We start from the raw sequence: 20,290 nt of genomic DNA, 5'->3' as shown, positions 1-20,290 counted from the left end.
TGGCCTTCATAGCCCCGTGCTCCTAGTAACTATAACGGTAGAGACTAACTTGCCCCAGCCTACGTTACACGTTCTACGCGCACCCCGTGGTTTTGGCGAGGTCCTGGCAGCCGCCGAGAGCATCATCGGTGCCACGTTGAAGTCGCGTGGATTCAACATCCTCGTCTCTAGCTGGCCGCATGAGGGTGTCACTCTCGGCCTCTACGAGCCTTGCAACGTTGAATACCCTGCAAGAAGGCTGACTGGCGGTGCGCGTATCGAAACTACAAAGGACTACGCGTACATACTCGTTGCCAACGGTAGCAGGGATAGTAGCCTGCGCGAGGCGGTTAAGCTGGCACGCGATCTTCTAGAGTGTATGGGGTTCGGCGTTAAGGGCCCCATGGTGACGGGAGGGCATGTTGCCTACGGCGTTACCAGTATTGAGGGTGTCGCTATCGTCGAGATTATCGGCGATTTCGATTTGTCCATGGCTGTGAAGTGTATGGGCGCGAGACTGGATGGAAGCGCAAGGAGCGTCAAAGTGTCTCCGGAGTTGGCCACCAGTTTTGAATCCGAGAACTGGACTTGCTACCGGGGTGTTGAGGGTCTACCACACGTTACGGTTTATGGGCGTGACGGTTTCTACGCGAGACTAGGTTTCGAGTTACACGATAATTTCGTGTCGCGAGCCGAGATTGACGGCGTGTTCTTTGCAGCGCCGCCCATGGAGCCTTACAGCGTGCTAGCATCCATACGCGGCGTGCAGGTCGACGAGCTGGCACTACACACCTTGGTACTTGCTCTCGAGAAACGCCTAGATGTATACGGGGTCGACAAGAGCGAACTGGCCAAGGCGGCAGCCAGCCTAGCAGAGAGGCTGGCGAGAGAATCGAGAACCTAGGCGCCCAATGCCGGGGTCTGTGCTCAACCAGCACTGTAGAGTCGCATATACCGTTCTCATGCCACTCAATTTCTTTCAGAGTTTTGGGCGTGTCTACTCTCGAGGTGAAATCACGTAATTTGCTCTTCACAGTCTGTTGTGAGTATTTAGCGCAGGTTGTGCCCATATATGCGATTGCTACTCCTATTCCGGTTCTTTCGACATGTATACGCGTGTATTGTATGTTGTTTGCCAACGGGGTTTACGTGTGTGCAAGCCCCGTTTGACACACACTTTTTATCACTTTAAACAATGTTTAATTGTGTGGTGGCAGGTTGGTAGAGTTCAAGATTCTAAGGATCAACCTCTGGAACCAGAAGGTTCGCGAGGAGAAGATTGACGAGAAGATTCTCCGCAGGTTTCTAGGCGGGAGGGGTCTAGGCGCATACCTTGCGTTGAAGGAGATACCGCCCGGTACAGACCCGTTAGGCCCTGCAAACAAACTCTACATTCTCACTGGGCCGCTGACCGGCGTCCCCGGGATCAACAGCGGCAGATACCATGTTGTCGGTAAGAGCCCCCTGACTGGTATACTGGGCGACGCGAATAGCGGCGGGCAGTTCGGGCCGTGGCTCAGATTCGCGGGCTACGATGGTATTGTCCTTGAGGAGGTTAGCGAGGAGCCGGTATGGATAAGCATCATTGACGGTGATGTGCAGTTCCACGATGCCAAAGAGCTTTGGGGCAAGGGTGTCATCTACGCGGAGCACATCATTAGGAGGAAGGTTGGCATAGAGAGGGAGGATATCGGCTCTGTCCTGGCTATAGGCCCTGCCGGCGAGAACCTTTCGAAGATAGCGGCCATAATGAACGACAGGTACCGTGCGGCGGGGAGGACCGGCCTCGCAGCCGTCATGGGCGCCAAGAGGGTGAAGGCGATCTTCGTCTACGGCAGGAGGAGGATTGAGATAGTCGATAGGGAGAGGTTCAACAAGGCGGTTAAGGAGGTTACAAAGAAGCTCTCGGAGCACCCGGTTAGCCAGTCTCTCCACAAGTATGGCACCGCAGTCCTGGTCAACATTATCAACGAGCACGGGGCCTTCCCGACGAAGAACTGGACTCGCGGCACCTTCGAGAAGGCGTACGAGATCAGTGGCGAGTATCTCGCCGAGAAGTATCTCCAGGCGCGGAAAGGCTGCTGGGGTTGTGTCATCCGGTGCGCACGTGTAGCTGAGGTGCCCAGCGGCCCCTATAGGACACCGGTATCGGAGGGTCCCGAGTACGAGACCATCTGGGCTAACGGCGCGAACACAATGATAGGTGATCTCGCGGCCATAATCAAGATAAACTATCTCCTCAACGATCTCGGCTTCGACACGATAAGCTTCGGTAACACTGTGGCTACACTCATGGAGCTCTACGAGAAGGCCAAGAAGGGCGAGCTTCCGAGAGACAAGGCAGAGGAGCTGCTCAAGCTGCTCCAGGATATCGAGCCGACCTGGGGTAACGCTGATGCCGTCATACAGCTTGTGTGGAGGACTGCCTACAGGATAGGCATAGGCGACTATACAGCCGAGGGTGCCAAGAGGCTAGCCGAGCACTTCGGAAGCCCCGATAGCGCGGTTCACGTCAGGGGCTTGGAGCTGCCCGCTTATGACCCGAGGGCAATCACCAGTATGGCTTTGAGCTACGCGACTAGCAACCGCGGAGGATGCCACCTGAGAGCATATGCTGTCAGCTTCGACGTGCTAGGCGTGCCTAAGAAGTTCGACCCGCTAGCGATAGACCTCGAGAAGGTCAAGCTCGTCAAGTGGCAGCAAGACTACTTCGCTGTGATAGATAGCCTGGTTGTATGCAAGTTTAACACGTTCTCCACGGGCCCAGAGGATTACGTGCCGTTGCTGCAAGCGGCGCTAGGCTGGGATGATTTGACGGTGGACGAGCTGCTGCTCATAGGCGAGAGGATATACAACGTCGAGAGGTTGTTCGCGGTGAGAGAGGGCCACGGCTATAGAGACTATCTGCCAAAGAGGCTTGTGGAGGAGCCTCTGCCCGACGGCCCAGCCAAGGGGAGAACCGCCAGAGAGGCTCTGGAGAAGTACCTGCCAGAGTACTATAGGCTAAGGGGCTGGGTGGATGGCAAACCCACGCCAGAGACTCTCAAGAGGCTAGGCCTCGAGGAGTTCATCTACATCGTATCCTAACCGCGTTTTTAACACCCCCAGTGCCAGCGTGTGTCGCTCGCACACCAACCTGTATAGCCGGCTGGATGCGTCGATAACTACGGTATGCGGGATGAAGGTTAGGGCTGTATTTGTGCAAGAGTTTTACGAGTACATAGGCAAGCCGTTTATAGACATCGAGTTGCCCGAAGGAGCCTCGGTAAGGACGCTCATAGAGGTCATAGATAAGCGCGTGAAGAGCGGCTTCCGAGACCTTGTACTCGACGATAAGGGCGAGCTGCGATACCCGGTCTCAATACTAGTGAATGGCAGGCGCATAGAATTCCTAGATGGCCTAGAGACCCGGCTTAAGGACGGCGACAGGGTGTTCTTCTCGCCTCGTGCACTGTTCGTACTCTAAGCACAGGGCTCTAGCAGACCAAAAGATACATCTTAGGAACATGTGCTGGAAGCAAAGCTCCTGGGTTCGGCTAGCAAACGATGATGCAATGGCGCAAGTGTCTAGAGGCTAATGATAAGAGCATCAACAATGTAACTTGCTGCTAATAGCTGGATGATCGAGGCCTACCCGGTAGTTACGAGGGCAACCGATGCTGCTAACCCGGGACGCGAGTAAGCCAGGCTTATACAGCACTTCGATGTTTTCGACAGAGTGTCAGATACATACTGCATAGGGCATGGGGAGAGGCACCAGCTAATAGGCTGGTTCTAGGACATCTCTACTGAGGTGTTGACGCTGTGTCTAGAGTTGTTCGTGTTAAGGTATGAGAAGGGTGTATTGAGACCTCTCGAGAAGCTTGACCTAGAAGAGGGTGAGGTTCTGCTTGTGCGAATCGTTGGTAGAGAGCTTGTGGAGAAGGTGTTTGGGCCTCTCCGGGTGGATAAGAATACGCTTGAGAAGGTTCTAAGGGAGGCTGAGGATGAACTCGGTATTTATTGACAGCAACGTTATAGTGAGATACTTCGCTGGAGACTTGACCGCTAAGCAGCTCTAGGAAGCCAAGCCGGTCTATGATTTGGTTCCCGTTAACGTCTCTCTGTCTTCCACGCTATCTACGTCTGGCTCGATCCGCGGCCGTGATGAGTTTTGAGTCGGCTGTGTACGGGGTATAAGAGGGGTGTATCCTTGTGCCCAGGGTTAAGGTAGTGCTTTTTGCTATTTTTAGGGAGGTTGCCGGGTGGCACGAGCGTGTATATGACGTCCCGGAGGGCACGACTGTAGCTCAACTCGTAGAGATGATATTCAGGGAGCATCCCGAGCTACGAAAGTCTATAGAGGAGCTGCTTGAGAGGGGTTACTCCACGCTCATACTTGTTAATGGTAGGCCGGTTGAGTTTCTCCGTGATGGAGAGAAGACTGTGCTGCGCGACGGCGATAGGGTCGCGTTGATACCTCCTGCTGCTGGCGGCTAGCCGGGGTTAGCGTTAAGCGTCGGGCTTGCCGGTGCAGCCTGGGCGTATGGTCTTGGATAGGGTTGAGCTAGTCCGGTTCTACCAGGTCAAGCCGATAAGGATAGTGCGTGGTGAGGGCCAGTACGTGTGGGATGATAGGGGTAATAGGTATCTCGACTACCATACCGGCTATGGAACCGCTTTCCTCGGGCACCGCAACCCGTTTGTGATGCGCAGGCTGCGCGAGCAGCTAGAGAAGATAATGACGGTGTCGCTTACCTTCGAGAACGATACTCGAGAGGAGGCTCTTCGCGCGCTACGCCGCGTCCTACCCCCGTACTTCACCCACGTCTTCTTCCAGAATAGTGGAGCCGAGGCTGTCGAGCTAGCGCTTAAGGCGGCTGTCAAGGCCACGAAGGGCCGGAGCACGTTCGTTGCTCTCGTTCACAGCTTCCACGGTAGGACCCTAGGCGCGCTGTCAATGACCCACGGAGTGAAGTACAGGAAGGCTTTCGAGCCGGTGCTCCTCAAGCCTCGTTGGGTCAAACCCAATGACATAGAGGGGCTCGAGAAGGCTATCGATGATAGCGTTGCAGCGGTCATCCTCGAGCCGGTGATAGGCGAGGGTGGCATAATCCCTCTCGACCCAGAGTTCCTCAAGGCTGCTAGGGAGCTTACGAGGGAGCATGGAGCCCTCCTAATAGTGGATGAGATCCAGTCCGGCTTCGGTAGGACCGGGCTACCCTGGGCCCACATGGAGGCGGGTATAGAGCCCGACGTTATGACCGCTGGTAAGGCTATTGGCGGTGGATTCCCGGTTAGCCTGGTGGCCTTCCAGAAGTGGGTCGCGGAGAGCTTCGAGACAGGCGAGCATGGCTCCACCTACGCGGGTAACCCGTTAGCGTGCGCCGCTGTACTCGGCGCAGTGGAGGCCTTCGAGGCTGACAGGGTGCCGGAGCAGGCGAAGAGCAAGGGCGAAGAGGCGCTAAGATATGCGCGCGAGCGCCTCGAGGGCTTGAAAGCCGTGCGTGACATTAGAGGCAAGGGTCTCATGTTCGGCGTCGAGCTACGCTTCCCGCCAGGGAAGGTGCTCGACTGTCTCCTCGAGAAGAGAGTGCTAGCGCTACGCGCCGGCGCCACAGTGGTGAGATTCCTACCACCATACCTGACCACCGTTGACGAGCTACGCTCTGCGATAGACGCCCTAGCCGAGTGCATCAAGAACACCTACGGGTAGAACGTGTAGACATTCTTTCCCGAGTGACACACCAGGAGGCCATTCTTACCCGGAGCCGGATAAAACAAAATGAGTTGTTTAATAGGCAGAGGGATGTGTTATTTTACACGTAGGGCTCTGTGGATGTGCACGAATACCACTGTAATTACTATACCCGAGAAGCTGGCCAAGCTTATCCGCGATAGAGGCTTCGACCCCGAAGCATTCATAATGGAGGCTATCGAGAAGTACCTCGAGCTAGACCCGCAGGAGGAGCTTGAGGCTAGAATCGCTGTCGCAGAGCATATGCTCATGAGGGCTAGGGAGGAACTACTAGAAGGCGATGCGGTGCAAGCCTCAGAGAAGCTCTACAAGGCCGTAGAGGAGTGCATCAAGGTGCTGGCTTGTCTAAGGGGCCTAGAGGAGTGTAGAAAGGCTCAGATAGAAGGAACGTGGTGGACAAAGCTACTAGCGAGGGCAGCCTCTAAACTCGCGAAGATAGAGAAGAACCCCCTAATCCTAGACGCCTGGAGCCTAGCCTACGACGCACATATCCACGGTTTCCACGAGCACTCCCTGGACCCTGAGGATATAGAGCAGCGCCTTCCCCGAGCAGAGGAACTAGTCAAGTATACCAGGGAGGCCTTAGAACGCGCAAAGAGGAAAAGCCAGGGCTAGAGGAAGGGTCAAAGACATTTCAATCTCCAAGCTTGTTACATACCTAACGTTCAGCCACGTCAAGCAACACAGAACTACCTACTAGCGTCTCCACAAAACCATTTATACGCCTTTTCAACATGGGCTGGTGGTTCGACGCTAGCCGCTCTTTACTTCAGAGCCTCAGATTTCAAAAGTGATAACGATAATGGTATAGATTTGCCCTTAGCATTCGCCTCCATGTAGACAGAGAGATGTTACATGCTTTCAAGCTGGAAGCATCTTTAGTACGCCTCTCTAACGGGTTTCTCGGAGAAGTTCTTCTCATTGCGTTATTACGTTGTGTTTCTAGTCGCTGATACCTGGCTTTTTGCCCGCGATCTCCCATTCGGGTTCCTCGCCCCAGTCTACAAGTACGGTGTTAGTCTCTAGGAACTCGGCTAGCTTCTTGGAGACTCTCGTCTCGCGGGGGTGCCTCGGGTGGTAACGATGGTACCTCACAGCTATCACGCCGTCAAACAGCTTGTTGTACTCGCGCACGCTCCTGATTACCTCCTCCTCTGGTACACCCTCGATGCCGAAGAGGACGTATACTAGCATCTTGACTGGGAGGCCGCGCAGCTTAGCCTCCCTGGCCACCTGCGCCACGCGCTGCACCTCGGATTGTGGTATGCCCTTCCTGAGGTACTCGTTGCGCAGCTTCTCGTCCCACACCTCGAAGCCAACCCTCACTACTAGCATCTTGGCGCCGAGCACCTCTATCGTCCATTTTAGCGTGTCGAGCGTCACGTACTCCGGCCTGACCTCTATGTCAACGACGCGTCCCTCAGTAAGGGGACGGAGCGCCGCCAGCGTATCTACGGGTAGCTCGTAGAAGCTGCTACCGTTGAACACGGATACTCTCGTCGGCCTACAGGAGTCTAGTAGCTTGAGTGCCTCGCGGATGACGCCACGGTTCTTCTCTATAACCTCGCTGATGTTAACGCTCTGTTCGAGTCCGAATGGGCAGAAGGTGCACCTCCCCCACGAGCACGGGAAGCCCTGCAATACCAGCACTAGGCGCCTGCCGAGCCTATCGGTGCGGCACCATGCGCCCAGCAGCCTTGGCCACCTCTCCCGGAGAGTCTCGGGCCCAAGCGGGGCCTATCATAATCCTCTGTTGAGAGTGGTTCGGCGACTCAACCCCTCATCACGGGTCAGATGGTGGAGCAGGGGGCGGTCTCCACACCACGCGCCACTGTCTGTACTGTACACTGGGGTGGTCAAAATGGAGCACCCCTAAGCTGTGGCCCACCCACCGATTTATACCCAGGCATTAACGCTACGTTGATGGAGGCTGGGTGCGGCGTGGCAGAAGAAAGGATACTCCTCGTGCGTGACGTGATGACCCGGGAGGTCGTCACGATAACCCCGGATGAGCCTGTCATAGAGGCGGCGCGCAAGATGAAGCAGTATGAGATTGGTAGTGTTGTTGTTGTCTCTCAGCGCGGCGAGGTCATAGGGATAATAACCGAGAGGGATCTCGTGACGCGCGTTGTGGCCGAGAACAGGGACCCCCTAAAGACGACTGTTAGGGAGGTAATGACGCCAAACCCGATAACAGTCTACGATGACACGCCACTCGAGATAGCGGCTAGGCTGATGAGCGAGAGAGGCGTCGGTCATCTTCCAGTAGTGGACAAGGCTGGCAGGCTAGTCGGGATAATAGCAAAGTCCGACCTCATAGAGTTCACGCCAGAGCTCATCGAGATACTCTACCTCAAGAAGGGCAGTGAACGCGAGATACTAGAGGGCGGCAGCGAGTAAAACACGCTACACATTATTGTGGGTATGCCCGTTTCCTCCTTGCCTCCTCCCAATCCGGTGATATGTGGATCGGGTTGAGGGGAGGGAAGGACCCTCGCCTGGTGTAGTCGCAATCCTGGAGATACACTCGGTTTTCGAAAACAGAGTTCAGCCTATTTTCTAGAACTTTGGTGGCTCCACGTACTCGTGTATCTTGTCCCTGGCTTTCTCTAGCCTCTTTTGGTGCTCTTCTAGCCACTTCTTGAGCCTCTCCACTGCCATCCTCTTGCACTCTCCGCAGAGCAGCTGGCCGCTCCTGCACTTCTCGTATATCCTGCGGAGCTCGGTATCCTCGGGTATGAGGTGGTACACGTAGAACTCGTAGACGGTGCACTTCTCGGGCTCGCCGCCGAGCCTCCTCTGCTCCTCGACGGTCGCCCTGCCGCCGGTCAATGCCCTCATGAGCTTCCGGGCGGCGACGTCCGGCGGGTCAGTGAGGAATATGGCGTACTCCGGCCTGGAGCTGCTCATCTTGTTGCCGTCGAGGCCCGTCATGAACCGGTGGTATGTGGAGGCGGGCCTCCTAAGCCCAAGTTCGTTCTCGAAGCGGTCTGCAATGTCGCGGGTAAGGCGAATGTGTGGGTCTTGATCGGCGCCGACCGGCACAACTACGTGCTTGAAGCCCCCGAAGTACTCGAGTTGCGGGTGTAGGATGTCTGCGGCTTGTGTTAATGCGGCCATTATCTTGGCTGGCTCTAGCTCGCCGTATATAGCCTCCATCTCCGCGAGGGTCACTTTCCTCGAGAACATCTGGATGAGGCGATAGTATGGCGTCTCGTAGTTCGTCTGGAAATAGAGGTGCAACCTCTTCTTCTCAAGCCCAAGTGCAATGAGGTTCGCGACATACTCCTCAAGCGCTATCCTGATAATCTCCTGGCGTGGCAGTCTTCTTACCGCGTATGCCTCGGCATCCGCTAGCACCACGAAGACCTCGAAACCCTTACGCTGGTAGTAGATTATCTGGTCGGCTACCATCTTGTGACCAAAGTGGAATTTACCGCTAGGCATGAAACCGGTTACCAGCGCGACCCTCTCCCCGCGCTCATAAGCGTCCAGTATCTTGTCGAAGTCGCGGTGCCCGAAGATCACGCCGCGCCTCATGAGGTGGAGGGCGTCGCCAAGCACCTTCTCCACGCGTGGCACGAGGTCGGAGAATGGCTTGATACCGAACACTTTGAACAGCTTCTCATACTCTACGCGGACGGCTGTACCCCAGGGGTCAAGGCGATACTCCGCCACAATAACCCGACACCAGCCACCGCCATCAGCACCAAGACCTAAAACAATATCGTCTACCGCTTATAGCGCGGCAATCTTCCCGAAGCATACCGGCTAGCAAAACTCAGGGAGGTTGCACTTGACCGCAACCGAGGAGAGCAAGGTGAAGAGCCTAGATGCTATAGTGGAGAGGCTTGCCCGTGAACTTCGCGAACATGTGGCCCCGATTCTCGCTCGTATAGTGAGAGCTACGGAGCGTTTCCTCTACTTTCTCGCATGGCTCAATACACGTCTAGAAGAGACAGGGCTCGGAAGGATAATCATTGTCGGAGGTTTCGCCGTAGAGGTTTACACTGGCGCAGCCTACCAGACCTACGATGTCGATCTTATCGTGGAGGGTGCCGATGCTACCCGGGTTGTTGAGAGACTATTGAAGGAGCTTGGCGAACTCGGCCTACGCACTTATCATCTTGCGCTCGAGGCTCTCGCAGCGAAAGCCATTGATATCGTTGGCTCGATGTACCCTAGTAGAGGCAGGCGCCCACCAGTGACTGTACGTGTGAACGGTTATCGCGTCTATATAGAGCCTCCCGAGGATCTCATAGTCAAGTATCTTGTAGCGTGGAGGTGGTGGAAGTCGAGGATAGATAGAGACAAGGCGCTTGCGGTTGCTGCCGCGTTGTACGAAAAGCTAGACTGGGAGTATATCCGTAGGAGAGCAGCCGAGGAGAGAGTGGTTGACGAGGTTGACCAGTTACAACGAGAGGCGAGAGAAGTTATCGAGAGTAGTACAAGCGGTTGAAAAAAGTCGAATAGAGTATAGTAGCGCGAGGGGCTCCAGGCCTGGATGGGGCCGTGAACTGGCGCGTCTTGCCGCGAGGCTTGCCAACACGCTAAGTGAGGCAGGAATCTATACCTTCATTATGAGGAATGGTGTGTTATCGGAGATACAAGTGAGACTCAACGTCATAACCGTGGAGAGACCCATGAAGCTCCACATAGAGCTAGAGCTACGCTAGCAAGGCAACAACACCTGCACCAACATATACACGTTACATAATGTGGATAACGTGTTCGTTTTGTGGGGCTCGGTGTACCCGGCTAACTCTTCACCGGTCTGCTCAGGCCGACCGGCTCCTCACAGCCCCATCTAGGACTAGTTAGGATTAGAAAATGGATTTGGCAGCCGTGTATCTATGCTGGTTCTAATGCCCGTACTCCAGCTGTGTACGACGATTTGCTGCTCTAGCTGCGGTTTAGCATCCTCTTAAGCTCCTTGATGCGTTCCTCGACGCTTCTAAGCTCTTCTTCTAGCTCGCGCTTGTACTCCTCGAGCCACTTCAGCTCCTCCTCGGGGCTCGTGAAGGGCGGGTATAGTTGTGGAGCTGTCCACCATGCCCACCATGGGGGTGGTGGGGGTGTCCACCAGGGCCACCAGGGGTATGGCGGCGCGTATGCTTGCATTTGCTCTTGCGGTTCTCTTTCTTGCTGTCCACGTGGAGGCTGCTGGCTCTGCCAGCCCCATCGCCAGCCTCTTCTCCTACCCCAGCCGGGCCACCACATGACCGCGGTCACACCAAGCGATGTATGATCCGTTATGGGGTTAATACGTGGAGCTTCGAGTATGACAACACGCTATAGCATCTCGTCACTCAAAGCCGCACGCCTAGCAAGATAGAATGAGGTGTAGACGCACGAGCATAGTTGTTCAAGCGGCGGACATCGTTGTCGACGACTACGCCCTGGTCCCAATACGCGGCGCCTGGTTCCTGTGTACACGCTACCAGGCGCTGTTGCGGGGTTTGCGAGTGGGGGTGGGGTGTGCACCCCCGACCCCCCGGCCGGGAGAACACCAGCCGCTCATCCAGCAGCCCCTCGGGCTGTGTCGCGGCGGCGTGTAACATCCTGGGGGTAGGGGGTGTTTAAGGTGAACGCTGAGGTGAGGCTCGTCTCGATTGTTTGAGGCTTGTGCTGGTGTGTTGCTCGGAGAGACTACTATCATTGTTGTCTGTGGGGCATTGGGTTACGGAGGTCCGTGTTGAGGATAGTGCTTGTCACCGGGAGGCTTGCGAGTGGCGCTGTCAAGCGTGTTGCTGAGAAGCTGCGTGCTATGGGTTTTGATGTGTTTGTGGAGGTGGCGGATGTTGATGTTGCTAGTCTTGTGCCGCCGTTGTTCGTCGAGAGTGTTGCTAGGAGGTATGGGCGTGGCACGCTTGTGATTCTGCCGCCTTACGCGAGGGTTGATTTTGAGAAGTTGTGGAGGGAGACGGGTGTCGTCGTGGTTAGGGGGCCAGTTGACCCTCGCCTTCTTCCCGAGGTGCTTCCACGTGTCGATTTATCCGCGCTTAGGCCGGGTGACAGGCTTGATGCTGTTACGAGCGTTGGCCCCCGTGTAGATTGGAATGCTGAGCCATACGCGGTTCTACGGTGTGGTCTCGCGTTTTACCGGAGGCCTCCGCCGGTTGTGCTCCTACGCGAGGTTATGGCGGATAGCATTGCTGGCTACCAGCCTATGGGTGAGGCTCACGGCGTTGTTGTTGGGTTCACACGGGGTGTTACACGTGCCGAGGCGCATACCATTCTAGAAAATGCTTCTGGTAGGTTTACCTGTTGGGGTGTTGACGCGGATAACGACGATGTTATACTCGACGCGGTCGACTTGGGCGCATCTGTCGTCCTGTCGGTGTATCCTGGGAGGGAGGAGCTGCTCCATAGTCTTCCTCGGGGTGTTGCGGTAGTCCTCATACCTTCTGGCATCGGCGAGCCTCTACCCCCGCCCAGAGAGAGGGTTGAAAGGCTGAGTAGACTGGCACTCGATGTTCTTGATGCTGGCCTGGTGCCGGTGCTTGACCCGCTTCTAGCACCACCCTGTATGGGGCTCCTCGACTCTCTCATGGCATACCGCGAGGCCTCTAGTCTCGGTTACCCGCTGCTAGCGGGTCTAGGCAACGTCTACGAGCTTCTCGATGCTGACACTACTGGTGTGTTAGCGCTACTGTCGGTGTTGCTCGTTGAGGCTGGCGTCTCGGTCTTCCTGGTGACGGGTGAAAGTTGGAAAGCGAGGCACGCACCCCTGGAGGCCCCCATAGCAGCCCTCATGGCTAGTGTAGCCTGCCACGAGAAGAGACCGCCGAAGGACCTGGGAGTTGACCTACTCGTTGCGCGCGAGAAGAGGCCCGCGCCTCTAGACCCTCCCGGCTGGAGGCCGGGCATCACTCGCGACGCTGAGAGCGTTGAGAGGATACCATTCCAGCGTGATCCTGCCGGCGATAATCTGGTCGAGGCTCACCCTGATGGCCGCATACGCGTGTTGCACAAGTGGAGTGATGGGAGGGTAGAGGCCTTGGAGGGTCGCGACCCCTATGCTCTCTATCGTGCCGCGATAAGCCTGGGGTATGTAACGAGGCTCGATCATGCCGCTTGGCTTGGCTTCGAGATAGGCGTGGCTTATGCTCTCTTGAGGCTAGGCAGGACATACTCTACCCTAGGAGGAGTGCCGCGAGGTGTAACGCCAGAGGACGCTAGGAGAGCTTTAGGAGTGTTATCGGTAAACCCCGCCTCACATCAACGGGGGCCTCGAGGAGGCGCACGGCCCCCTCGGACCCCGTAGGCTCGCGCGGTGCTCCTCACCCGGTGTAACGGGCCTCCTAGCGGAGACCTTTTACCATACGCTTCGATAGCCAATCCGACACCGGCACTCGTGCCGGAAAGGGCACCTGGATTGGTTTGCCGCGTGTGTCTGTTAGTCGCTAGGCACCCCTGGCTATATCCGATTTGATTGTGCCTAGTCTCAAGTGCTGTACACTTTTAACTATCGACTGCCGAGTATTTAGTGCTACTGAGTGTAGTGTTAGAGGTTGATACACTTGCAGAAGCTAGTGTTTCATCGTAAACTGGAACCGCGCAAGCTACTCGACCTGGACTTCGTGATAACCGTCGACCGTTGCATGATGAGCAATTACCATGGCAGGGAGTTTCTCGGGTTCCTCTCTACCGCTCCGCCCGTCCTGCTCCCCGAGAAGCTCTGGATCTGGCTGGCTTGTCCTAGGATGAAGGTCGACGAGTATGGTAGGCCGTGGCAGGCGCCCTACGGGCTGCGTAAGATAGAGGCTGCGCTGCAGGAGGCAGGATTCAAAGCCGCGATTATAGACCCGGATTACATCTGGCCCTACTTGAGGCGTGCCAAGGCCCTCCTCATAGGGCATCACGATTTCTTCGGCTTGGGGCACCCGAGCACCGAGTGGTGGTGGCTTACCGGCCGGGAGCCTGCCAACAGGAGGAGTTTCATAGAGTTCATCTCGCAGCCCGAGATATGGGAGGCTCATCGCCGTGGCTTGAAGATAGTCGTTGGGGGCCCGGCTGCCTGGCAGTGGAGTGTAGAGCCGGGTGCACTGGAGAAGTGGCCCGTGGATGTGATTGTTGAAGGGGAGGCCGACGAGGTTATAGTGAAGATTGCCGAGGCCATCTTGGAGGGCGGGGAGCTACCGAGGAGGATAGAGGTCTCGCCCCGCGACTCGCCAAGCCTCGAGAAGATACCTGCCATTAAAGCCCCCAGCGTGAACGGCCTCGTCGAGATAATGAGGGGGTGCCCGAGGGGATGCCAGTTCTGTAGTGTCACCGCGAGACCTTTGCGCCACATACCCTTGCCTAGGATACTAGAGGAGGTGCGGGTGAATCTCGAGGCGGGTGTCAGGCAGATAATACTGCATAGCGAGGATGTCCCGCTCTACGGGGCGTACGGTGTCATCCCGAACCCGGAGAAGCTGACAAGACTCCACAAGGAAGTGCTGAAGGTGAAACAGGAGTATGAGGAGAGGGTTGGCGAGGGTATTGGGTTCTCGTGGAGCCACTCTAGCCTCTCCTCTATACTCGTGATGGAGGAGAGGTTCCGCCTCTTCTCCAAACTCTCAGAGATGGTGGTGGACGGCGACACTGTGAAGTTCATAGCTTTCCAGACGGGGATCGAGACAGGGTCTCCGAGGCTAGCCAAGCGGATAATGCCGGGCAAGTCGGCCCCCTACCCGCCGGAGAAGTGGCCGGAGGTAGTCGAGGAGGCGTTCAGGATACTCGCGGATAACAATGGCTTCCCGGCGGCTACGATAATCCTTGGCATACCCGGCGAGACGACAGACGATCTCGTTGCGACCGCCGAGCTTATCGAGAGGCTGAAGCCGTACCCGAGTCTCATAGTCCCATTGTTCTTCGTGCCGCTAGGGAGGCTGAAGAACCACGACTGGTTCAGGAGGGAGGACGTTACAGACTATCACCTCGAGGTCATGAGGTTAGCGTATCACCACACGATTAGATGGGCTTGGTGGGTCGCTGGCAAGTATGTGAGCAATCCTGCGGTAGCACTACCTCTCAAGCTGTTCATGGCGTTGACTAGGGTTGCTGTGGCCATACTAGAGAAGAGACTAGGATTGACACACCACGAGCTGCTACACCACACAGCGAGGCATAACGCAGCCGTAGCAGCATAGTGGGCGTGGTTTCAGAATAGTTTTCCATCGTTACGCTTACCCAGCTTTGCGTGTATCACGCGATAGACTTCTCGTGCTCTAGCCTCACCTAGGATCCTCGAGAGCTCCACAACACTGGCCTTACAGACGTCCTCGACGCTCCCGAAGTACTCTAGTAACTTCTCTGCGAGCCTGGGCCCCACGCCCGGCAACGACTGAAGCACGTAGAGTTGCTTCTCGCGCAACGTGGATAGTCTGGGCTTCCTGTGGATGACGACTGTTTTCTTCCTCTCCACCTGCTCCCTCCTAGCGACGTAGTAGATGACGCGCGCCGTGTCGCCAGGGTCCCTCGTGTAGATTATACGGACGCCATAGTCCAGTGCAACAGCGAGTAACGCTTGTCTCACTTGTATCGCTTTCCCAGTCTTCTCCCAGAGTTTGTCGAAACGCCCCTCAACTATGATAACCGGCTTGGGGTAGGTCTCTGCGAGGCGTCTAGCCTGGTCAAAGAGCCTCCCGTCGAAGACCGAGCGTACAAGGTCGTCTACAGTCTTCCTCTCGAACACTATCTCGTCGGATACCAGGTAGTCGCCGACATCAAGCCTCTGGTATATCACCGCTACACCCATCTCGGCCAGCGCTTCTGGAACACCACTACCCTTCTCACGCTCGTCGACATATACGCGGATGCTCGGCATGAGTTACCGCCATCGAGCATACCCGGGCAGCTGGCCTATGGGTTAACGTCTCCGCGCGATTATTATTATGCGCGTTAGCGAGCCGTGAACCCGCATATAATGCTCCTCTAGTAGCTGTAAACCCGCGTCGAGAGTCAGTTCTCTACACTCAACCCAATGGGGGCACGCAAAAGCCACGAACCCGCCCCGTCTGAGCACCCTGGCCGCTTCCCGGAGGAAGCCCGCAACGATAACCTCTGTCTTCATGCCTGCGGTTGTGGTAAGCCTACCGTATGGAGTATCCGTCCCGATGCTGTCTACGCTCTCGTCGCGCAATGGGAGCCTCCTGGCATCCCACCTGGCCGTAACCCAGAGCCTACCGCCAGTGTACCTTGACAGGTTAACAGCAGAGCCGGCTGCCATGTCACGGTCTATATCGCCGCATATCGCCTCCCTCGCGCCCGCCGATAACAGAGCCTCTATGGCGAATCCTCCAGTGCCGCAGAAGGGGTCGAGATACCTAGAGCCTCTAGCCACCCTAGCGAGGTTGACGAAGAGCCTAGCCATCCTCGGGTCTAACGCACCCGGCTTGTAGAACGGTCGTAAATGCGGCCACCGGTCGCGCAACTCGGAGACACGAAGCTTACCAAGCATAACACCAGCTACAGCCACACCCTCTTCAACGATTATGCGGATTATCCCCGTATAGCTTCGAGGCGATAGCTTCCACCCTCTCGACTCGAGGATACCGACGAAGCGTTTGAGAGCTGCACGTTCATCCGGGTAGAGGCTCGCAGCGAAACCACGCAACCTTCTAAACTCGACACGATACACGCCTGGAAGAGGCTCAAGAGTCTCTAACACTGCTTCAACGGCACCAGGCTCCGCCTCGGTATACGCCAGTAGCCTACCAACCTCCTCGACAAAACCAGCCCTCCTAGTCACCACTTGCGCATCCAGACCCTCGGCCTCGAATAGCACCAACTGCGTGTGAACCGCTAGCACGCCGTACCTCCTAGCCTCCACATCAAGTATGCCCCGGAGCTCGGCAAGCGGCAGGGTAGCGTGGCTGCCCGCTAACACCGCATAGAACCGTTCCACTCTAGCACCCCTCCCGTGTAGCCCCTGGTACCCCCGGGGCTGAGGAGACAGCCGCCCTTGCTGACCGCGTGATGAGCCCGATCCCGGCTCCGACCCTCAACCTATCCTAACTATTCCCACGTTAACCACGAGCATCAGTATGGTAGCTGCCTGGAGAACCGCCGAGACAATCTTTCCGGGTTGCCCGATAGCCCTCATGCACACTTCCGTCAGGGCCTTACCCCCATCGGTTATGACGAGCGGCGCTGCGTTTATCAAGGCGAGCGACCAGTTGATGAAGAAGAGCCATCTAAGCAACGTGTGTAGCAACGACGGGTCCCTAAACCCCACTATAACGCCTATCATCTTTGCACCCCCTTTGACGAGGCGCGGCTCCACAAGGAACGAGACGTGTTTACCATCGCGTAGTACGGTTACGTTGACCACCCTCGATTCGTTGATCACTCTCCTTAGCTCCTCTATGCTATCCACGCGAGTCCCGTTCACATAGAGTATTACATCGCCTGGTTTCAACCCGGCTTTCTCAGCAGGACTCCCAGGCTCAACACTAAGAATAACCATAACTGGATGATAGCCTATCATCGCCAGCATGTTTATGGCTAGGAGCGCAAGAAGGTAGTTTGCAAGCACGCCCGCAGATAGTACACGAAGTTTCGGCAACAACCTTAGCTTCTTGAACGCCTCTTCCTCGGGCTCGACGAAGGCTGCAGGCAACACACCCATTATTAGCATCAAACCCGTTGATTTCACCGGAACACCTTCAATCCTGGCTGCTATGCCGTGCGCCACCTCATGCGCTACAACCGCCGCACCAAGCGCCGGGAGCATCACAAGGAAGGTCTCGAGAGACACTGTCACGCCGGGGATTATGGGTGTGACTGCAGGTGGCGTTTCAACGCCACTAAGCCTCATCAAAGTTAGTGCTAAGATAGACGCATAGAACTTGAAGGCCACATAGGCTAGTATAAACACGCCGATAGTGAAGAGCACCTTAGCAATCCTCGGGTTTATCCTCTTAGCAAAGTCGAAGCTCGCACCCTTACGCACCACTAGAGCGAACGGAGTGGCCTCTACACCAAGCCTCTGGAATGTATCACGCTTAGCCCAGAATAGCACCACGAGCACGTAGAACACGGCCAGCCATGCCAGTAGCAGATGCACGCTAGGGTCAACCGGCATCTATACACCCTTGCGCGGCCCCATCCCAACCCCTAATTATGAGAATAGGCTGTAGGCCCGCGCGATCGGTGCGACCGAAAGCTCATCACGGTTCAGGCAGGGATCCCTTCCTCACAACCCCATTATAATCACGTGTGTTGGAAACACGGCTGAGCAGGGTATAACGTGTGTTGCCACATACCCTGTTATACCATAAAGCCAAGGCTTATAACGGGTTTTACGCCGTTGCCCAGCGCTGAGGGTGTAACGGGAAGTGCCTAGGGTAAAGTTCGTACACGAGATTTTGCAGATAATGAGGAACCCGGAGCAAGTAAGGAACATCGGTATTATAGCTCACGTCGACCACGGTAAGACCACGACCACGGATAGCCTGCTGGCTGCCGCCGGTATAATCTCGAGGAAGGTTGCCGGCGAGGCACTAGCAATGGACTTCCTTAGTGTCGAGCAGCAGCGTGGTATCACTGTCAAGGCGGCCAACATTAGCCTCTACCACGAGTACCAGGGCAAGCCATACGTGATCAACCTCGTCGACACGCCAGGCCACGTTGACTTCTCTGGCAAGGTGACCAGGAGCCTCCGTATGATTGACGGCGCTATCGTGGTGGTCGACGCTGTAGAGGGCGTAATGCCACAGACTGAGACCGTGCTACGCCAGGCGCTCGAGGAGAGAGTGCGCCCAATCCTCTTCATAAACAAGGTTGACCGTCTCATCAAGGAGCTTAAGTACACGCCACAGCAGATTATGCAGAGGTTCGTCGAGATAATCAAGGAGGTCAACAGCCTCATAGAGCTTTACGGTGAGGCACCCTACAAGGACCAGTGGAAGATAGACCCGAAGAAGGGCAATGTTGCATTCGGCAGCGCGAGGGACAAGTGGGGCTTCACCGTACCAATGGCTGAGAAGAAGGGCATCAAGTTCAGCGACGTGATCGAGGCCTACAATAAGGGCAAGGAGGCTGTCGAGGAGTTCGCTGCCAAGGTGGCCCCGCTACACGAGGCACTACTAGACATGGTGGTCAAGTTCATCCCAGACCCAAGGACCGCCCAGAGGTACAGGATACCGAAGATCTGGAGAGGTGACATGAACAGCGAGATAGCCAAGGCTATGATGGAGGCTGACCCGAATGCACCAGTAGTATTCGTTGTTGCTGACATGAGGCTAGACCCGAAGATTAGGAGGCTTGTCGCCACCGGCCGTATCTTCGCCGGTACACTGAGGCCGGGCGTCGAAGTGTGGCTCGTCAACGCAAAGAAGAAGCAGAGGATACTCCAGGTTAGCATCTACATGGGTCCGGACCGTGAGGTAGTCGACGAGATACCTGCTGGCAACATCGCTGCAGCACTAGGTCTCGATGAAGCCCGCGCTGGCGAGACTGTGGTAGACCTCAGCCTCAAGGACACAATGGCTCCATTCGAGAGGCTGAGGTACGTCAGCGAGCCAGTGGTCACCGTGGCTATCGAGCCTAAGAACCCGAGAGACCTACCAAAGCTCATTGAGGCCCTCAAGCTACTCAGCATCGAGGACCCGAACCTCGTGGTCAAGATCAACCAGGAGACTGGCGAGTACCTGCTCAGCGGTATGGGCCCACTACACATTGAGATCGCACTATGGTCGCTCAAGGAGAACTTCGGCCTCGAGGTCAAGACCTCGCCGCCAATTGTCGTGTACCGTGAGACCATCCGCGCTAAGAGCCAGGTGTTCGAGGGCAAGAGCCCGAACAAGCACAACAAGCTCTACATCAGCGTTGAGCCCCTCGACGAGAAGACCATTGAACTCATCCAGAAGGGCGTCATCACCGACGATATGGATCCAAGGGAGAGGGCTAAGATACTACGTGACGAGGCTGGCTGGGACTACGACGAGGCTAAGCGCATTTGGGCTATCGACGAGAACATCAACGTGTTCGTCGACAAGACCACCGGTGTACAGCACCTACGCGAGGTGAAGGACACACTCATCCAGGGCTTCAGGCTGGCAATGAAGGAGGGCCCACTAGCCAAGGAGCCAGTGAGAGGCATCAAGGTAATACTACACGACGCGATCATCCACGAGGACCCAGCACACCGTGGCCCAGCCCAGCTGTTCCCAGCACTGAGGAACGCGATCTACGCTGGCATGCTAACCGCTAGGCCGACTCTACTAGAGCCTCTCCAGAAGCTAGACATCCGTGTACCACACGAGTACGTAAGCAACGTAATCGCCGTGATAACAAAGAGGCGCGGCAAGATAATCAACATGATCGACATGGGTATGGTAATGAGGATAATCGCAGAGGTCCCAGTATCGGAGAGCTTCGACCTAGCAGCCGAGCTTAGAAGCGCAAGCGCTGGCAGAGCGTTCTGGGGTACTGAGTTCAGCCGCTGGGCACCAGTACCAGAGAACTTGCTAATGGAGATCGTGAAGAAGATCAGGGAGAGGAAGGGCCTACCACCAGAGCCGCCAAAGCCAGAGGACTTCATCGAGCAGTACTAAACCTGCAAATCATTGTTTACCGCGATAT

The 20,290-nt window shown here is 56.1% G+C and carries 19 protein-coding genes; 13 read left to right on the top strand and 6 right to left on the bottom strand.

Going from position 1 to position 20,290, the window contains the following annotated elements; genetic code table 11:
- Positions 1 to 49: 49 nt before the first annotated feature.
- The 7 genes from PYRFU_RS08880 to PYRFU_RS08850 all read left to right on the top strand — a co-directional run bounded on the left by PYRFU_RS08880 (position 50) and on the right by PYRFU_RS08850 (position 6,331).
- The gene (locus PYRFU_RS08880; protein WP_167827919.1) at positions 50 to 883 is read left to right on the top strand and encodes a hypothetical protein; all 834 of its coding nucleotides are present in this window, start codon (positions 50 to 52) and stop codon (positions 881 to 883) included.
- A gap of 314 nt (positions 884 to 1,197) precedes the next feature.
- Positions 1,198 to 3,066, top strand: coding sequence for an aldehyde ferredoxin oxidoreductase family protein (locus PYRFU_RS08875; RefSeq protein WP_014027339.1), 1,869 nt, complete (start codon positions 1,198 to 1,200; stop codon positions 3,064 to 3,066).
- A 91-nt stretch (positions 3,067 to 3,157) separates the two neighbouring features.
- A complete protein-coding gene (locus PYRFU_RS08870) occupies positions 3,158 to 3,445 on the top strand; it encodes a MoaD/ThiS family protein (RefSeq protein WP_014027338.1) in 288 nt (95 codons plus the stop codon).
- A 330-nt stretch (positions 3,446 to 3,775) separates the two neighbouring features.
- Positions 3,776 to 3,985, top strand: a complete 210-nt coding sequence (locus PYRFU_RS08865) for an antitoxin family protein (protein ID WP_014027337.1) — start codon at positions 3,776 to 3,778, stop codon at positions 3,983 to 3,985.
- A gap of 188 nt (positions 3,986 to 4,173) precedes the next feature.
- Positions 4,174 to 4,458, top strand: a complete 285-nt coding sequence (locus PYRFU_RS08860; protein WP_014027336.1) for a MoaD/ThiS family protein — start codon at positions 4,174 to 4,176, stop codon at positions 4,456 to 4,458.
- Positions 4,459 to 4,504: 46 nt separating this feature from the next.
- Positions 4,505 to 5,674, top strand: coding sequence for an aspartate aminotransferase family protein (locus tag PYRFU_RS08855; RefSeq protein ID WP_048192008.1), 1,170 nt, complete (start codon positions 4,505 to 4,507; stop codon positions 5,672 to 5,674).
- Positions 5,675 to 5,797: 123 nt separating this feature from the next.
- Positions 5,798 to 6,331: a PaREP1 family protein gene (locus PYRFU_RS08850; RefSeq protein WP_014027334.1), complete on the top strand. Its 534-nt coding sequence runs from the start codon at positions 5,798 to 5,800 to the stop codon at positions 6,329 to 6,331.
- Positions 6,332 to 6,658: 327 nt separating this feature from the next.
- Here the strand turns inward: PYRFU_RS08850 and PYRFU_RS08845 are convergent, their stop codons facing one another.
- Positions 6,659 to 7,366 (bottom strand): hypothetical protein, encoded by a 708-nt coding sequence (locus PYRFU_RS08845; protein ID WP_014027333.1) that lies wholly within the window; start codon positions 7,364 to 7,366, stop codon positions 6,659 to 6,661.
- A gap of 291 nt (positions 7,367 to 7,657) precedes the next feature.
- Here PYRFU_RS08845 and PYRFU_RS08840 point away from each other — a divergent pair, with 291 nt between their 5' ends.
- Complete coding sequence (locus PYRFU_RS08840; RefSeq protein ID WP_014027332.1) at positions 7,658 to 8,116, top strand: CBS domain-containing protein; 459 nt, start codon at positions 7,658 to 7,660, stop codon at positions 8,114 to 8,116.
- Between the two features lie 159 nt (positions 8,117 to 8,275).
- Here PYRFU_RS08840 and PYRFU_RS08835 read toward each other — a convergent pair whose 3' ends face one another.
- Positions 8,276 to 9,394, bottom strand: coding sequence for a tryptophan--tRNA ligase (locus tag PYRFU_RS08835; protein WP_014027331.1), 1,119 nt, complete (start codon positions 9,392 to 9,394; stop codon positions 8,276 to 8,278).
- A 118-nt stretch (positions 9,395 to 9,512) separates the two neighbouring features.
- On the opposite strand from PYRFU_RS08835, the gene PYRFU_RS08830 reads away from it, so the two are divergent.
- Together PYRFU_RS08830 and PYRFU_RS08825 are read left to right on the top strand one after the other, a co-directional pair.
- A complete protein-coding gene (locus PYRFU_RS08830) occupies positions 9,513 to 10,175 on the top strand; it encodes a DUF6036 family nucleotidyltransferase (protein ID WP_014027330.1) in 663 nt (220 codons plus the stop codon).
- The gene (locus tag PYRFU_RS08825) at positions 10,120 to 10,392 is read left to right on the top strand and encodes a hypothetical protein (protein ID WP_014027329.1); all 273 of its coding nucleotides are present in this window, start codon (positions 10,120 to 10,122) and stop codon (positions 10,390 to 10,392) included. The genes PYRFU_RS08830 and PYRFU_RS08825 overlap by 56 nt, the downstream gene beginning before the upstream one ends.
- A 226-nt stretch (positions 10,393 to 10,618) precedes the next feature.
- Here the strand turns inward: PYRFU_RS08825 and PYRFU_RS08820 are convergent, their stop codons facing one another.
- Positions 10,619 to 10,936 carry a hypothetical protein gene (locus PYRFU_RS08820; RefSeq protein ID WP_083818591.1) on the bottom strand — a complete coding sequence of 106 codons (318 nt, stop codon included), beginning with the start codon at positions 10,934 to 10,936 and terminating at the stop codon, positions 10,619 to 10,621.
- A 484-nt stretch (positions 10,937 to 11,420) separates the two neighbouring features.
- Here PYRFU_RS08820 and PYRFU_RS08815 point away from each other — a divergent pair, with 484 nt between their 5' ends.
- Both PYRFU_RS08815 and PYRFU_RS08810 read left to right on the top strand, forming a co-directional pair.
- Entirely contained in the window at positions 11,421 to 12,983 is a 1,563-nt protein-coding gene (locus tag PYRFU_RS08815; protein WP_244403936.1) for a DUF6513 domain-containing protein, read from the top strand.
- A gap of 256 nt (positions 12,984 to 13,239) precedes the next feature.
- The gene (locus tag PYRFU_RS08810; RefSeq protein WP_014027326.1) at positions 13,240 to 14,853 is read left to right on the top strand and encodes a B12-binding domain-containing radical SAM protein; all 1,614 of its coding nucleotides are present in this window, start codon (positions 13,240 to 13,242) and stop codon (positions 14,851 to 14,853) included.
- A gap of 11 nt (positions 14,854 to 14,864) precedes the next feature.
- Here the strand turns inward: PYRFU_RS08810 and PYRFU_RS08805 are convergent, their stop codons facing one another.
- The 3 genes from PYRFU_RS08805 to PYRFU_RS08795 form a co-directional block, all read right to left on the bottom strand.
- Complete coding sequence (locus tag PYRFU_RS08805; RefSeq protein ID WP_014027325.1) at positions 14,865 to 15,530, bottom strand: ERCC4 domain-containing protein; 666 nt, start codon at positions 15,528 to 15,530, stop codon at positions 14,865 to 14,867.
- A gap of 42 nt (positions 15,531 to 15,572) precedes the next feature.
- Positions 15,573 to 16,610: an RsmD family RNA methyltransferase gene (locus PYRFU_RS08800; RefSeq protein WP_014027324.1), complete on the bottom strand. Its 1,038-nt coding sequence runs from the start codon at positions 16,608 to 16,610 to the stop codon at positions 15,573 to 15,575.
- A 96-nt stretch (positions 16,611 to 16,706) separates the two neighbouring features.
- On the bottom strand, positions 16,707 to 17,789 hold the full coding sequence (locus tag PYRFU_RS08795) for a site-2 protease family protein (RefSeq protein ID WP_014027323.1): 1,083 nt from the start codon (positions 17,787 to 17,789) through the stop codon (positions 16,707 to 16,709).
- A gap of 253 nt (positions 17,790 to 18,042) precedes the next feature.
- On the opposite strand from PYRFU_RS08795, the gene PYRFU_RS08790 reads away from it, so the two are divergent.
- Positions 18,043 to 20,262 carry an elongation factor EF-2 gene (locus PYRFU_RS08790; RefSeq protein WP_014027322.1) on the top strand — a complete coding sequence of 740 codons (2,220 nt, stop codon included), beginning with the start codon at positions 18,043 to 18,045 and terminating at the stop codon, positions 20,260 to 20,262.
- Positions 20,263 to 20,290 lie beyond the last annotated feature (28 nt).

This window comes from Pyrolobus fumarii 1A, from assembly GCF_000223395.1.
GTDB lineage: Archaea > Thermoproteota > Thermoprotei_A > Sulfolobales > Pyrodictiaceae > Pyrolobus > Pyrolobus fumarii.
This window is presented reverse-complemented; position numbering and strand designations above follow the sequence as displayed.